This is a genomic window from Nostoc sp. GT001 (assembly GCF_030382115.1).
GTDB lineage: Bacteria > Cyanobacteriota > Cyanobacteriia > Cyanobacteriales > Nostocaceae > Nostoc.
The window spans coordinates 6,180,005-6,193,615 of record NZ_JAUDRJ010000003.1; the positions used below are offsets into that span (position 1 = coordinate 6,180,005).

Annotated in this window: 10 protein-coding genes; 3 read left to right on the forward strand and 7 right to left on the reverse strand. The window is 42.1% G+C overall.

Features of this window, described 5'->3' with window-relative positions:
* Nucleotides 1–209: 209 nt before the first annotated feature.
* Entirely contained in the window at nt 210–2,549 is a 2,340-nt protein-coding gene (locus QUD05_RS28910) for a PhoX family protein (protein ID WP_289799068.1), read from the reverse strand.
* A 274-nt stretch (nt 2,550–2,823) separates the two neighbouring features.
* Here QUD05_RS28910 and QUD05_RS28915 point away from each other — a divergent pair, with 274 nt between their 5' ends.
* On the forward strand, nt 2,824–3,765 hold the full coding sequence (locus QUD05_RS28915; RefSeq protein WP_289799069.1) for a glycosyltransferase family 2 protein: 942 nt from the start codon (nt 2,824–2,826) through the stop codon (nt 3,763–3,765).
* A 100-nt stretch (nt 3,766–3,865) separates the two neighbouring features.
* Here the strand turns inward: QUD05_RS28915 and QUD05_RS28920 are convergent, their stop codons facing one another.
* From QUD05_RS28920 to QUD05_RS28945, 6 genes are all read right to left on the reverse strand, one after another.
* Nucleotides 3,866–4,240 (reverse strand): hypothetical protein, encoded by a 375-nt coding sequence (locus QUD05_RS28920; protein ID WP_289799070.1) that lies wholly within the window; start codon nt 4,238–4,240, stop codon nt 3,866–3,868.
* 227 nt (nt 4,241–4,467) lie between these two features.
* Entirely contained in the window at nt 4,468–7,056 is a 2,589-nt protein-coding gene (gene recG / locus QUD05_RS28925) for an ATP-dependent DNA helicase RecG (protein ID WP_289799071.1), read from the reverse strand.
* Nucleotides 7,057–7,192: 136 nt separating this feature from the next.
* Complete coding sequence (locus QUD05_RS28930) at nt 7,193–8,035, reverse strand: hypothetical protein (protein WP_289799072.1); 843 nt, start codon at nt 8,033–8,035, stop codon at nt 7,193–7,195.
* A gap of 250 nt (nt 8,036–8,285) precedes the next feature.
* The gene (gene tsf, locus QUD05_RS28935) at nt 8,286–9,230 is read right to left on the reverse strand and encodes a translation elongation factor Ts (protein WP_289799073.1); all 945 of its coding nucleotides are present in this window, start codon (nt 9,228–9,230) and stop codon (nt 8,286–8,288) included.
* A 252-nt stretch (nt 9,231–9,482) separates the two neighbouring features.
* The gene (rpsB, locus tag QUD05_RS28940; RefSeq protein ID WP_289800108.1) at nt 9,483–10,277 is read right to left on the reverse strand and encodes a 30S ribosomal protein S2; all 795 of its coding nucleotides are present in this window, start codon (nt 10,275–10,277) and stop codon (nt 9,483–9,485) included.
* Between the two features lie 849 nt (nt 10,278–11,126).
* Nucleotides 11,127–12,041: a helix-turn-helix domain-containing protein gene (locus tag QUD05_RS28945; protein ID WP_289799074.1), complete on the reverse strand. Its 915-nt coding sequence runs from the start codon at nt 12,039–12,041 to the stop codon at nt 11,127–11,129.
* A gap of 287 nt (nt 12,042–12,328) precedes the next feature.
* Between QUD05_RS28945 and QUD05_RS28950 the strand changes: the two genes are divergently transcribed.
* Both QUD05_RS28950 and QUD05_RS28955 read left to right on the forward strand, forming a co-directional pair.
* Nucleotides 12,329–12,835, forward strand: a complete 507-nt coding sequence (locus QUD05_RS28950) for an MAPEG family protein (RefSeq protein ID WP_289799075.1) — start codon at nt 12,329–12,331, stop codon at nt 12,833–12,835.
* Between the two features lie 30 nt (nt 12,836–12,865).
* Entirely contained in the window at nt 12,866–13,576 is a 711-nt protein-coding gene (locus tag QUD05_RS28955) for a DUF4336 domain-containing protein (protein WP_069072893.1), read from the forward strand.
* The last annotated feature ends 35 nt before the right edge of the window (nt 13,577–13,611 follow it).

Genomic DNA, 13,611 nt, shown 5'->3' on the forward strand with positions numbered 1-13,611 from the left:
CAAGCAATAACTGTAATATGGGTAATAACACAAACACTAAAATTAAGGTATTTGGCATCAATAGACAGTCTTTATCCTACAAAATAAAGTTATTAAAAATAATGTGAGATGTGAGTCAAAGCTGATATATTACAGCAGATATAATAACCGCTCAGAATAAATTTCTGGGCGGGCGATGGTGCTAATTGAGAGTGTTGTAAAATATCAGCTTAAATAAACTGACTGCGAGAATTTTTCGGGCGAATACCAATTACAGATGGTCGGGGGATACCTGTAGCTTGCTCCTTACCACCATCACTTTTCGAGATATTACTTGGCCAACTACTGCCACGAGGTAAACTTCGAGTTTGATTGAATGTAGTACCATTCAAATCTAGTAATTCAATGCTGCGACTTAGCATTGTGCCATCGTTAATTGGACAATCTTCACCAGGATGTTGTACTGAAATAATCAGTGTATTTCCGACAAAAGTTGGCCCGGTCATTTCGCAACGCACTGGCCCATGAGCAAACGGTATTACCTGTCCGGCATTTGCACCACTGGTAGGGATAAAAAATAGCCAGTTATTACCGAATACTCCGGTAAAATCAGAAACATTACCACTAACGGTATGATCGATTTTGGTTTGCTTACCTTCAGCACCTACATCAAAACCGTTGTGAGTGTCGGTAGACATATCCGTGACACCCCAAACATTTCCCTGATTGTCAAAAACTAGATTATCAACGTTGGCAAAACCAGCACCATTAACTGAACCTGCTTCGCCACCTTGGGCAAATCTCTGCCACCGGAAGGTTAAACCTGTGGCATCAGCACTATCTTCAATAATTTTGTACAGTCCTCCTGATTGCTGAGTCGCCTTGGCATCTGTACTTAACTTGGCAACTTGAAAAATCCGCGAATCAGGATAACCATCGCTTCCTGGCGCACCATCAGTATAGGCAATGAAGACTTCTTTGGTGGTTGGATGCACTTCTACATCTTCTGGACGCGCTGTGGGAGTTCCCCCGACTAAGTTTGCAGCTAAAAAGGCGTCAGTGAGTACAGCACCTTGGCTAGAGTAGAAGTCAGAGAGTTTCTTATTTTGATAATCAGGTAGTGCTTTTGTTTCGTTAGTGCGATCGCATTTAAATGTACCACCATCTTTGGTTTCACCTGCAATCCCATTGCGTCTCGGTAGTGGTAAAAGACCTTCTTTTTGTACTTTCTGCAAGGCAGCAAATTCTACGGAAGATAAAACTGTCGGTGTAATTGGATTGGTAGCAGTAGTTAAAAGTAACGGTATCCATTTACCTGTACCGTCTGGATTGTAACGGGCAACATACAAGGTTCCCTTTTCCCATAAGCTACTGTTCGTTTTACTGGTGGGTGAAGAAATAGTTTTTGCGCTGACAAATTTCCAAGTGTGTCCCCCGCGTCTGTCATCACCCAAGTAAGCAACCAATTTTTTGCCTTTTTCAACGCGCAGGGCAACATTTTCATGGCGAAAACGACCCAAGGAAGTGTGTTTGCGGGGGCGGTATTTCGGATTTTTGGGGTCAATTTCTACAATCCAGCCGTATTTTTCGCCAACTAAACCAAAAGTCTTGCCGATAGTTTTGTCTGTATAATCTGTCTGAGTACCATTAGCTTTGACTCCTTCTGTGAAGCTATTTTGGAAGTTCTCTTCCGCAGATAAAATCGTTCCCCAAGGAGTTTTACCGCCAGAACAGTTGAAGGCAGTACCAATAATTTTGTTGCCCAATTCATCAGAGGAGAGATTAAAAACTTGGGTCGCAGCCGGGCCAGTTCCAATTAAATAATTTTTGTCACCTTTTTGATGATTGCGACTTCCCCAAGCTGTGATACTTTTGTAGTCATCATTGCGTTGGCTATTAATTCCTAACCCAGATAGACCATGAATGCGGCGATTTTTAGCATCTTTTACTACAGCAAAACGTTTATTCTTATTCTGGCGAGAGATACGAACGATTGAGCCGCCTTGATTATATAAAAATTCACCTTCAACTTCAATATTTCTGCTGGAGGGTAAAGTCCAACCAATTACCTTTTCAAATGCGTCGGGCAGTCCTTTCAGATCGGATGAATCTTCTACTACTAAACTAGAAAATGGAAAACTAATGTATTCATGATTCACCCATAAATACCCGACATTATCAGTTTTACTAAGGGGAATAAACCCAGTGAAATCGTTGTTGTAACCGAAATAATCATCTTTGTTGGGAAAGACGCGATCGCCCCAACTGACAATTACATAACGTTCGTACTCTGGCGGCACTATCACATCATCAATAACGTTGTAGCTACCTAACTTAATATCCGCAGATACATTAACTACTTCTCCCTGACCAATTCCTGTTGGCAAGAAATTTTTCTGTTGTTGATAAATTGGTAAAGGATGTGGTAAGCGTACAGGTGTAAAGCTGATACTGGGCGTTTTTACATCTGCCCCACTAGCAAAACTATTTAGAAGTTTGTCTCCCAAAATAGCAGCACCAGCACTGCCAGCAAGAAATATTAAAAGTTCTCTCCGACTTAATTTAGACATCAAACTTTCCTCTGTGTGACAGAAAAAACTAGTAGAAATAAACTCTAATTTCTGAAAATTTGCCGCTTAAATAACGAATAAGTTATTAACAATAAAGGGATAATTATTTTATTATTTACTTTAATTGAAAATAATTAAGCTAAGGTTATAAGTGAATTAACTAAAAATTATCCCTCTTACTATTTCCTTAGCCCGAATCAAGTAAGGAACAGTGTCAGCGCCCCATCTGTCCTATCCTGGAGATGGATAAATCAATAGTGTTGTGGGTGAGACTGTGTTTTTCAGCGTTGTGATACCGACTTATAATCGCCAACCGATTTTAGAAAAGTGCCTCCGCGCCTTGGAGTTGCAGGAGTTAAGTCAGCCAAGTTCCGTTACTGGTTACGAGATTGTCTTGGTAGATGATGGTTCTACTGATGGCACATTGGAGTGGTTAGCAGCACACAAAGAGGAGTTTCCTCATGTGCGCTGGTTTCAGCAAGATCATGCTGGACTAGCTGCGGCTCGAAATTTGGGGGTAGAACAGGCGCAGGGAGACACAATTATCTTTATTGATAGCGATTTAGTAGTGTTGAAGAACTTCCTGCAAGCTCATGCTGACGCACTAGTGCAGGGGAAAGAGAAATTGAGGAGCGATCGCTTTTTCACTTACGGTGCAGTTATTAATACTTGTAATTTCAATAATCCAACGGCTGAACCTTACAAAGTCACAGATTTTTCAGCAGCTTTTTTTGCTACAGGAAATGTAGCAATTCCCAAACATTGGTTAGATAAAGCAGGACTTTTTGATACTAGTTTTCAACTCTATGGCTGGGAAGATTTAGAATTAGGTGTGCGGCTAAAAAAACTAGGTTTGACACTAATTAAATGTCCAGAAGCGGTAGGATATCACTGGCATCCAGCATTTAACTTAGAGCAAATTCCCCGATTAATTGACCAAGAAATTCAACGCGGACGTATGGGAGTTTTGTTTTATCAAAAGCATCCCACGTGGGAAGTGCGAATGATGATTCAAATGACTTGGCTGCATCGCTTACTTTGGGGAATTTTGTCACTCAATGGCGCACTGAATGAACGGACAATGGCTCCGTTATTGCAATGGCTAATTAACTTAGGTAAACCTCAATTAGCTTTAGAAATTGCCCGAATTTTCCTCAACTGGTATAACGTGAAGGGTGTTTATCAAGCCTATGCTGAAATACAGCAAGCATCGTGATTTAAACACCTTTGGTAAGTACCACCATGTAATCAACCGTGTAAAGATGCAGGATGTCGGGTAATGGGGGGAAGACGACATAGGGTAAAAGCGCGGACGCTCAGGTACGTTTGCTACGTGTTTGATAATACTTTAACCCACGGACTCCGCCCCAAATCCCACCTAGAATGGTTCCAGTTTGAACACAAAATAACCAAACAGTAATTAAATATCCTGCCATTATTCCCTGACTTAGACCACTCAGGTTAGGATTTGAGAAACTTGGGTCAGTTTTAAGCGTCCATTTATACCACAGCCAACCAAGAAAAAAACCAGCACTAGAACCAAGTAAGGCAACAATAAATGAGCGCAAAAATGTTAATAAACTGTACTTAAAATTTTTCAAACGCACTGTGGCGATCGCAAAAAATATCGCTCCTATCAGTGCTGCTATTGTTACTGTCGATAGAATTAATCTTACTATTGTATTGGACATTCCTCAATTATTCTTAAAGGATAATTATTTTATATTTTACTAATGTGTTCTGCTGATATCATCTTCAACCCATGTTTAGGCTATTGGACTATAAACTGCATCCTTCATGCCTTGGGTCAGATAAGTGAAATCTAAGAAAAGTAAAAGTATGCCAAGTTAAAAGAATAAATTACTTTTAAAAGGTAGGAATGCATAGTCAGTTTCTCTCTTAAACTAACTGAGATATATTACGTTAAAATCGCTCCACCCATTAAACGCTCATATCGATACTTCAACTCTTCTTTCATCAAATACCAACGCTCTAAAGTAACATCCATCTCTATAATTTTCTCGGCTGCTTGGCGCGCTAAAAGTAAAACTTCTTCATCGTCAACCAAACTAGCTAAGGTAAAATCTGGCACTCCTGATTGACGAGTTCCCAGTACTTGCCCCAGCCCACGAAAACGCATATCCATCTCGGAAATAAAAAAGCCATCCTGAGATTGTTCCAATACCTTCAACCGTTGTTGAGCATCAGGGCTTCTGGAACTGCTCATCAACAGACAGTAAGACTGAGCCGCGCCACGACCAACACGCCCGCGCAGTTGGTGCAGTTGCGATAAGCCAAATCGCTCTGCATTTTCAATCAGCATAACTGTAGCATTAGGTACGTCTACACCAACCTCAACGACAGTAGTAGAAACCAAAATTTGCGTTTGATTATCACGGAATTTGGTTATCGCTTCATCCTTTTCGGCTGAACTCATGCGACCGTGTAGCAACCCAACTTGAAAATCAGGAAAAACACTTTCTTGTAACTTTTGATGCTCGTCAACAGCCGATCGCAAATCTAATTTTTCTGATTCTTCTACCAAGGGCAAAACCACATAAACTTGTCTACCTTGGACAATTTCTCGGCGGATCAGGTCGTAAGCATGGTTGCGTTGCTGACCTGACAATACTGTTGTCTGAATCTTTTGCCGCCCAGGTGGTAACTCATCAATTTGGCTCACATCCAAATCCCCGTGTATCGTCAGTGCTAAGGTTCGGGGAATCGGAGTTGCTGTCATAGTTAAGACATGAGGTTGATTGCCTTTTTGCTGCAAACGTGCCCGTTGTTCTACGCCAAAGCGATGCTGTTCATCTATGACTACTAACCCTAGTTGCTGAAAATTTACAGGGTCTTGAATCAAGGCATGGGTTCCCACTAACAGAGGTAATTCACCAGTTCCTAGCTGAGAATGTATTTGTCTTCGTTTCGCAACTTTAGTCGAACCTGTAAGTAATTCCACTGGTAAATGCAGTAGATTAAACCAGCTAACTAACTTGCGATAATGTTGTTCTGCCAAAACTTCTGTGGGAGCCATCAGCGCTGCTTGGTAGCCAGATTGAATTGCTGCAAGGATAGCCAGCACGGCGACGACTGTTTTACCAGAACCGACATCACCTTGCACTAAACGATTCATTGGTACAGGTTTTTGTAAGTCGTTGAGAATGTCGTTGAGAACTCGTTGCTGTGCGCCAGTAAGTTTAAAAGGCAGTATTTCGTGAAATTTCTCTACAAGTTGACCGCGTGGGACAAGGATGGCGCTGGTTTGAATCGCTCTTGCTTGCTGTTGACGTTGCAGTAAGCCAAGTTGTAGGTAGAAAAATTCATCAAAAACTAGGCGACGACGGGCAACTTTTAAAGCGTCACTATCACTGGGAAAATGGATATTAGCGATCGCATCTTTCAATTCCATCAAACCATACTTCTGCCGCAAACCACTTGGTAAAGGGTCTTTCAGGTTTGCCGCAGCAGGCAAAGCAGCAATTACCGCCTGTCGCACTGTATTCGCCACCACGCCTTCAGTTAGTCCATAAATTGGTACTACCCGCCCAATATTTAGCGACTCAATCGTATCTCCTGGACTTGCCAAAACCTCTAGTTCTGGATTATCCAGTGTCAAGCCGTATTTACTTTCTTTCACCAATCCACAGGCTGCTAGAATGCTACCTACTGGATAACGGCGTTTTAAACTTTCTTGCCAAGCGCGACTGCTAAAGCGCGTACCTGCGTAAAAACGACCAATTTTGATTTGACCGCTGTTATCTTTTACTACCAATTCTAAAATTGATAATTTCTGATTTTTAGGGCTAGAAAAGCAGTTGCAACGCTTCACTGTAGCCACTATTGTCACCGTCTCACCCGCCTGTAACTCGCGAATATTCACCTGACGCGCATAATCAATATGGTCACGAGGATAGTAGAAAAGCAAGTCGCGGACGGTATGTAAACCAAGCCGTGCCAAATTATCAGCTTTTTTAAAACCTATTTCTGGTAAATCACTGAGCTTTTGCTCAATTTTTGGTGCAAGTCTTCGACTTACCTCAGTAACAATTGGAGATTTTGGACTTCGGCTACGCTCAGTCGAACGATTTTGAACTTTGGATTGATAAGTTTTCCCTTGCTCCCCTGCTCCCCGGTCACTGAGCTTGTCCTGAGCGTAGCCGAAGGGCGTAGTCGTTGGCGAAGCCTCTCGTAGAGAAGTGCTGCTCCCCTGCTTCCCCTGTTCCCCCTCCTCCTCTTGCTGTAATTGGGAAAGATACCTACGAGTCTCTGCTACTAAATGCTGCCTTTCTTCCAGTGCTAGATGTGGATAACTAGCAAATTGCACCGCTAATCCTTGCCAACGGCGGCGTTCAGTATGGGGTAAGCCTGTTGGGAATTTGCCCAAAGTTAGGCTGAGAAATTCACTGAAACGGTATTCTCTGCCCATCAAGTCTGTAAAGCCACGTTCAGCTTCTATTGCCAAGGCTTTGTGCAATCGTATCCAATCTGGTTTTTCATTAGTCATTGGTCAGCAGAGTGAGGAGTTAGGAGTTAGGAGGAGCCACTGCGTTGCGGGGGTTCCCCCCGTTGTAGCAAGTGGTGTTGAGGAGTTAGGAGTTAGGAATAAATAACTCATAACTCATAATTCATAACTCATAACTTTATTCAAACCAACTAGCACGCCATGCAGCTTCCGCTTCAGCGATCGCTTTTTCTTTATATCTCTTTTTATACTCTCTTCCTAGTTTGTTTAGCTGAACTAAAATACTGCGGATTCGCTTGCGATCGGAGGAAAGTGTCACATCAGCAAATTCAATTTCTCCTAGTCGCAAGTTAATAGCCATAATTTGAGTCAGTCCAGAATCTTCTGACTGTTGCTCATTTTCAATTTCAATTACTAAGTTTAATAAATTGGGTGGCCCTGGCATGACCTCCGCAGATGCTTCTGATGCTGCCGCCGCTGCTGCTAAAATCGGTTCTGGTAATTTTTTCGGCAATACTCCAGCTTTTTGTAACAAAAGATTAGCATCGTGCGAAAGTTGTTTCAGTATCTCTTGGGCAACCTCTTCTAATTTCTGTTGCCATTTTGCCAGTTCTATCGGATCGGAGGTGTTGGCAGTGAGATACTGAGAATTATAAGTGTTCAGAAATAGTGAAGATGAAGAGGATATTACTTCCTCATCTACCTCATCCATCTCATCTACTTCATCTTCCCCTGATTCTTCACTTGTAAGATAAATGAGCAATTGTTCAGCTGCCAGTTGACCCAACTTACGAATAGCTTGTTGCAATTGTTGGCGCTGATTCAATGACAAATGCAGAAAGTTTTCGGGATATCCTTGAGTGCAGAGGTGGTAACTTGCGAGAATCAACTGTTTGCGTACAGCTAGTCCCAAGGTATTTAGATAACTAGCATAAGCGCTTTGTAGTTCGATTGCGATCGCCCGGATCGCTTCTTGGAGTGCTGCAATATCCTGCTCAATTCGCTCGATTGCTCTTGCCATATTTTTTCGCTCTTGCCCATCTGAACCATTACATAGTACAAATGTACAAACTTATTTTAGGATAACTTTTCAGAGAATTTTAGATTTTAAATCAAATGCGAAATTTTCTGTCTTTTTTAAATAAAATACAGGTCAGGCTATTTGCTTGACCTGTCCTTTAAGCAGTTAGGAATTAAGAATTATAAGTTATGAATTATGAAGCTAACTTCCTATTAACTCCTAACTCCTAACTCCTAACTCCTAACTAATATTACTTAGTGCCCATTTGTGCAGCGACTTCATCAGCAAAGCTCATTTCTTGCTTTTCAATGCCTTCGCCCAATATATAACGGACAAAGCGAGTCACTTGAATCTCTTCGCCTAATTGTGCCTTCACTTGCTTTATCAAGTCTTCCACGGAAATACTCTGATCGCGAATGTAAGGCTGATCGAGCAAAGTCAATTCTTTCAGGCGTTTTTCAATCCGTCCTTGAACAATCTTTTCTTTGATGTTTTCAGGCTTGTTCGCCAAATCATCCTTGCCCATTTCAATGTCTTTTTCCTTTTGGGCAATTTCGGCGGGGATTTGGTCTACGCTCACATACTCGACATTGGGACAAGCCGCAACTTGCATTGCAGTGTTCCGTGCCAAGGTTTGGAACTCTGAATTAGCAGCTACTGACTCAGTTTGGGAACCCAGTTCTACTAATACACCAACTCGACCACCAGTGTGAATGTAGCTGTCTACTACACCTTGTGTGCCTTCTGCTATTGCAAAATTAACAAAGCGGCGCACTTGGATGTTTTCACCAAGGGTGGCGATAGTTTGCTTGATGGATTCTTCTACAGTCGCACTTTCATTCTCAATATAGGGTTGAGCTAACAAAGACTCAACACTATCAGCTGTCGCTGCTTGCTTTGCTAGATTCTTAACTAAAGCTTTAAAAGCCTCGTTACGAGCAACAAAGTCGGTTTGGCAGTTGACTTCTATGAGTACACCCACCCGACCTCCGGGTTGAATGTAAGTGTCTACTAGACCTTCTGCCGCAATGCGATCGCTTTTTGCTCCCGCCTTAGAGATGCCCTTTTTGCGTAGCCAGTCTGCGGCTTCTTCTACGTTGCCTTCAGTCTCTATCAGCGCCTTTTTGCAGTCCATCATGCCAGCACCAGTTTTTTGGCGTAGCTCTTGGACGAGTTTTGCAGATATTTCCGCCATGTTGCCTCAATTCCTAACTTGACCTCGAGTTGTAATCACTCACCTAATTTAGTACTGAGTACTGAGTACTGAGTTTTGTTAGCGTTAGCTCGGCGTTTAGCCCGTGCTGAGTTTTGAGTGTTCAGTTATCAATTTTATTCTTCATTGACAAATCACAACTTACAACTTCAAAAATCAAGACTCAGCACTATTCAATTTGCTGAGTCTTTCTATCTTACTCAGGACTCAGCACTCAGCACTCTTCACTCAGCACTATTCTTCTGTTTCCTCGTCGGGAATTACGGCATCAGTATATTCGGTTTCTTCGTAGTCATCGTCATACTCACTACCGTCGTAATCTTCGTAATCATCTTCAGCATCCAGCTGACCGTGACGACCTTCATAAATGGCATCTGCCAATTTTCCGACTATCAGCTTAATTGACCTGATAGCATCGTCATTTGCTGGGATGGGGATATCGACTACATCGGGGTCACAGTTTGTATCCAACATGGACACAATGGGAATACTCAGCTTTTGGCATTCTTGAACTGCATTATATTCCCGCCGTTGGTCTACAATTACCACGATATCGGGGACTTTCCGCATTGTTTTAATGCCGCCCAAGTATTTCTGAAGCTTCGTCATTTCCCGACGTAGCATTGATGCTTCTTTTTTCGGCAATAAATCTAGTGCGCCAGTTTCTTCACGGCGTTCTAAATCTTTTAGCCGAGCAACCCGTGTTTTAATGGTTGCCCAGTTGGTCAACATTCCACCCAACCAGCGTTGGTTAATGTAGTGGGAACCACAACGGCTAGCTTCTTGGGCAATAATTCCAGCTGCTTGGCGCTTGGTGCCGACGAAAAGAAATTTCTTCCCTTGTTCTGCGTGCGATCGCATGTAGTTGTAAGCATTGTCCATCAACTGGGCAGTTTGCACCAAGTCGATAATATGCACGCCATTGCGGGAAGTATAAATGTAGGGAGACATTTTTGGGTTCCAACGCCGGGTCTGATGCCCAAAGTGAACCCCTGACTCCATCATTTGAGCCAATGAAACTACTGGCATATATTTTTCAACTCCGATTCGGGTTAAACCTCCATCCAAGTGTATTTCCCAATCGGGAAACACCCGAATTCTTAGATGTGCGAGATTAGTTAACCATACTAGGTTAGCATATTCCGAAGAGTTGTAGTTGCTTGACCGAGTGAGGTCAAAAAGATAGTGCTGCCTACTCAACAATCGGGCAGCCACTTAGTAATGAAAATCTTGCTGTTTTAAAAGTCTACTCGCGGTCTTCTCGATCTTGGGGTTTGGGTTTTTGTCGCCGTTGTTCGATCTGCTCGTCGATAGTTTCTCTCATTTTGCGATCGGCAGCGTCCATCGCAGAATACTTAAAGCGGTTGACTATACCACTGAACAAGTTGCCAAAAAATCTTTCAATTTCTTGCAGAATTTGATACCTCAGTATTTGAAGGTAAATTCTTGACTCTACATCGGTCTTGGACTTTCTAGTGGAAGTAGGAAATAAAACGCTAACCTGTCCTTGAAGTATCTATTAGTCTCTTAGCGTCTCTGGGTGCTTAAAAAGCTGGCGGTTTATTTATCCTTTGATTCAGTTTTGCTTGCAAATGACTGTATAAAACAGTCTGATCAATTAAATCAGTATTGTTGAGACTTACTAGTTTGAAACGCGCTAGAGATTTATCTATTGTATTCTCTCTAAGGTAATAAATATAGCAAAGATGCAGGTAACAAATTGTTTACTTGGCATTGGGTTGAGATATAACCAAAAACCTGGAAGATGATCTGGAAAGGCTTGATTTTCTGTTGTGAAAAATTCAGATATAGCAAGTTTTCAAACCCAGAGAGGATCAAGTTTTTCAAACCGTCTTGCAGAAAACTACACATAAAGTTTTATGTATGGTCTAAAATACTACTCATTTCTTGCTGATATCGCTTGGGAGTTGTGCGTAGCATTCGTTGAAACACAGATGTCATGTGACTTTGGTTGCCAAATCCCGCTTCTGCGGCTACCTGTGCTAGCGATCGCTTTTGGTTTTGTAAGAGTTTTTGGGCAAGTTCCAGCCGACACCGGAGGACATATTGATAAGGCGATAGTCCAGTTGTGACTTTAAATGCTCGTGCGAAATGGTAGGGACTAAATCCTACCGTAGCAGCAATCTGGTTCAGGTTAAGTTCCTCGGATAGATGTGCTCTGATGTATTCCAAGGCAGACTTTAACAAATTTGGGTCTAAAAACTCTGGTGGACGTTTGAGCCGTCCAGATAGATTTGAACGTCGGTGAATAATCTGTGCTAACACCGCCGTTGCAACCGATTCTAAGTAAAATGCACCACCAATTTGTCCATTATCAAAAAATTCTTGCATAGCGATCGCAGCACTCAAGCCCCAATGAGTTTTGGGAATTTGCCCTGGCTGTAATTCAATTTTCTGTCCCTCTGCTTCCACTTTGACTATCCGCTCTAGAAAAGATTGGGAATATCCAAACACCACAAAACAAGAAGCATCTTCCACCGAACTATAAGTACTGCCTTGAGGCACAATATCAAAACCTCCTGGTAGCGCTTGGTAAGGTTGCAGTCGATCAGCATTGAAGGCAGCAATCCCACGAGTTTCCCCAAAACTTGTTACCACAAGGTTAAGTGGTGAGCGAATATTGACTTCTAAATGTCCTGGCGGAATAATTGCTACCATCAACTCTGGTGTTTCTAGCCAGTGTCCCCACTGCGGTAGAGCTTCTAGTGGGGGCTGATCAAGAGGAATTTTACATTCTGGGGGATTGAACAAAAACTCTTTTAGCAGATTCATGGGCAGAGGCAATCAAGTATTAACAGCAATTTGAAGAAGAATGCAAAATCCAGAATTAATTTGGTGGGGGACTTAAACCCCTTTATTCATAAGCCACTCACACAGAATTAAATTCTGTTAGCGGTAGCGGGGCGTTTAGCCCATTCTGGCTCCTGAATTCTGTTTGTTAAATACTTCAACCTGATTGTCTCAAAAAGTAGATTTCGATATTCCGCAAGAATTGAAAAGACAGTAACAATTGCAGGCAAGTATTTTCAAAGTTATGATTTCGATTCGAGTGATTGTCAATGCCTGTTCTGATTCCTATTTCAACCTTCTTTATCGGCTGTCATGGGCTACTTGCTCTAGGTTTATCCTATCGAGTGGCAATGGAACGCACCCGTACTCGGATTTGGCATGGTGCATCTTTATCTGAGGTTGCCTCACAGCCCAATTACTTAGATCATCCGAATACTTGGGCAGAGTTTGTGGAAAAAATAACACAACAATCTATTGTCACGAAAAACATGGAAGATGGGGTGTTACAGCGTACTATCCGAGCGCATGGGAACTTTACAGAATACGTACCCCTTAGCCTCATGTTCCTAATTGCCCTAGAGTGGATGCAAGCTCTTAACGGACTGTTGTGGATGCTAGGTACTCTATTGACAGTAGCTCGGATTGCCCATGCCTGGGGATTAATACAGACTTATGGCCCATCACCGGGCAGGGCGATCGGTTTTTTCGGAACTTGGCTAGTTTATATCGTCGGCAGTCTGGCTTGTCTTTACTACAGCGTGCAGCAATTTTTATAGTCCAGCGACGGTTCTAACTCAAAAATTATAATGCTTAAAGCAATTGATACTGACCTTTGGGTTGCTGAACAACCCCTAAAATATTTTGGCTTGGAAGTAGGGACGAGGATGACTGTGATTCGTCTAACCAGTGGTAAATTAATGGTGATCTCACCTATTGGTATAGATGACGCAACTATCAATGAGCTAAATCAATTGGGAGAAGTTATTTACATCGTCGCCCCCAACTTGTATCATCATCTATTTGTTGCTGACTTCAAGCTGTGCTATCCTCGTGCCAAACTATGGGTAGTATCTGGTCTAGAGCGGAAACGACCAGATTTGCAAATCGACCAGATTATTAGCGATCGCACTATTCACCTGATTGATGGGGTTGAATATTTATTAGTACAAGGCTTTAACACACTGGATACTAGTGGATTTTCACCACTCAATGAATGCGTCTTTTTTCATGTCAAAAGCCGGACTTTGATTGTCACAGATACAGTTTTCCATTTTGATGATCAATGTTCGCCAAGCACAAGGTTAGTAGCCAAACTTCTAGGTGGTTACAACCAACTTCGTCCATCGTTATTGGAGAAATTTGCAACTCAGGATAAAGTCAAAGTTAAATGGTCAATTCAACAGCTTCTCACTTGGGATTTTGAACGAGTAATCATGGCGCATGGCAGCATAATTGAACAAAATGGTAAATCTCAGTTTAAAGCTGGTTATGAGTGGTTTTTAGAAACTCCTTTGTAGTGATACTTTACTCACATAAAATATATAATTCTGTT

Bases quoted from the DNA above. Each gene is read 5' to 3' on its own strand.
- QUD05_RS28950 (WP_289799075.1), top strand. From the start codon at position 12,329: ATGCCTGTTCTGATTCCTATTTCAACCTTCTTTATCGGCTGTCATGGG.
- QUD05_RS28930 (WP_289799072.1), bottom strand. From the start codon at position 8,035: ATGGCAAGAGCAATCGAGCGAATTGAGCAGGATATTGCAGCACTCCAA.
- recG (WP_289799071.1), bottom strand. From the start codon at position 7,056: ATGACTAATGAAAAACCAGATTGGATACGATTGCACAAAGCCTTGGCA.
- rpsB (WP_289800108.1), bottom strand. From the start codon at position 10,277: ATGCCAGTAGTTTCATTGGCTCAAATGATGGAGTCAGGGGTTCACTTT.
- tsf (WP_289799073.1), bottom strand. From the start codon at position 9,230: ATGGCGGAAATATCTGCAAAACTCGTCCAAGAGCTACGCCAAAAAACT.
- QUD05_RS28945 (WP_289799074.1), bottom strand. From the start codon at position 12,041: ATGAATCTGCTAAAAGAGTTTTTGTTCAATCCCCCAGAATGTAAAATT.
- QUD05_RS28920 (WP_289799070.1), bottom strand. From the start codon at position 4,240: ATGTCCAATACAATAGTAAGATTAATTCTATCGACAGTAACAATAGCA.
- QUD05_RS28910 (WP_289799068.1), bottom strand. From the start codon at position 2,549: ATGTCTAAATTAAGTCGGAGAGAACTTTTAATATTTCTTGCTGGCAGT.
- QUD05_RS28955 (WP_069072893.1), top strand. From the start codon at position 12,866: ATGCTTAAAGCAATTGATACTGACCTTTGGGTTGCTGAACAACCCCTA.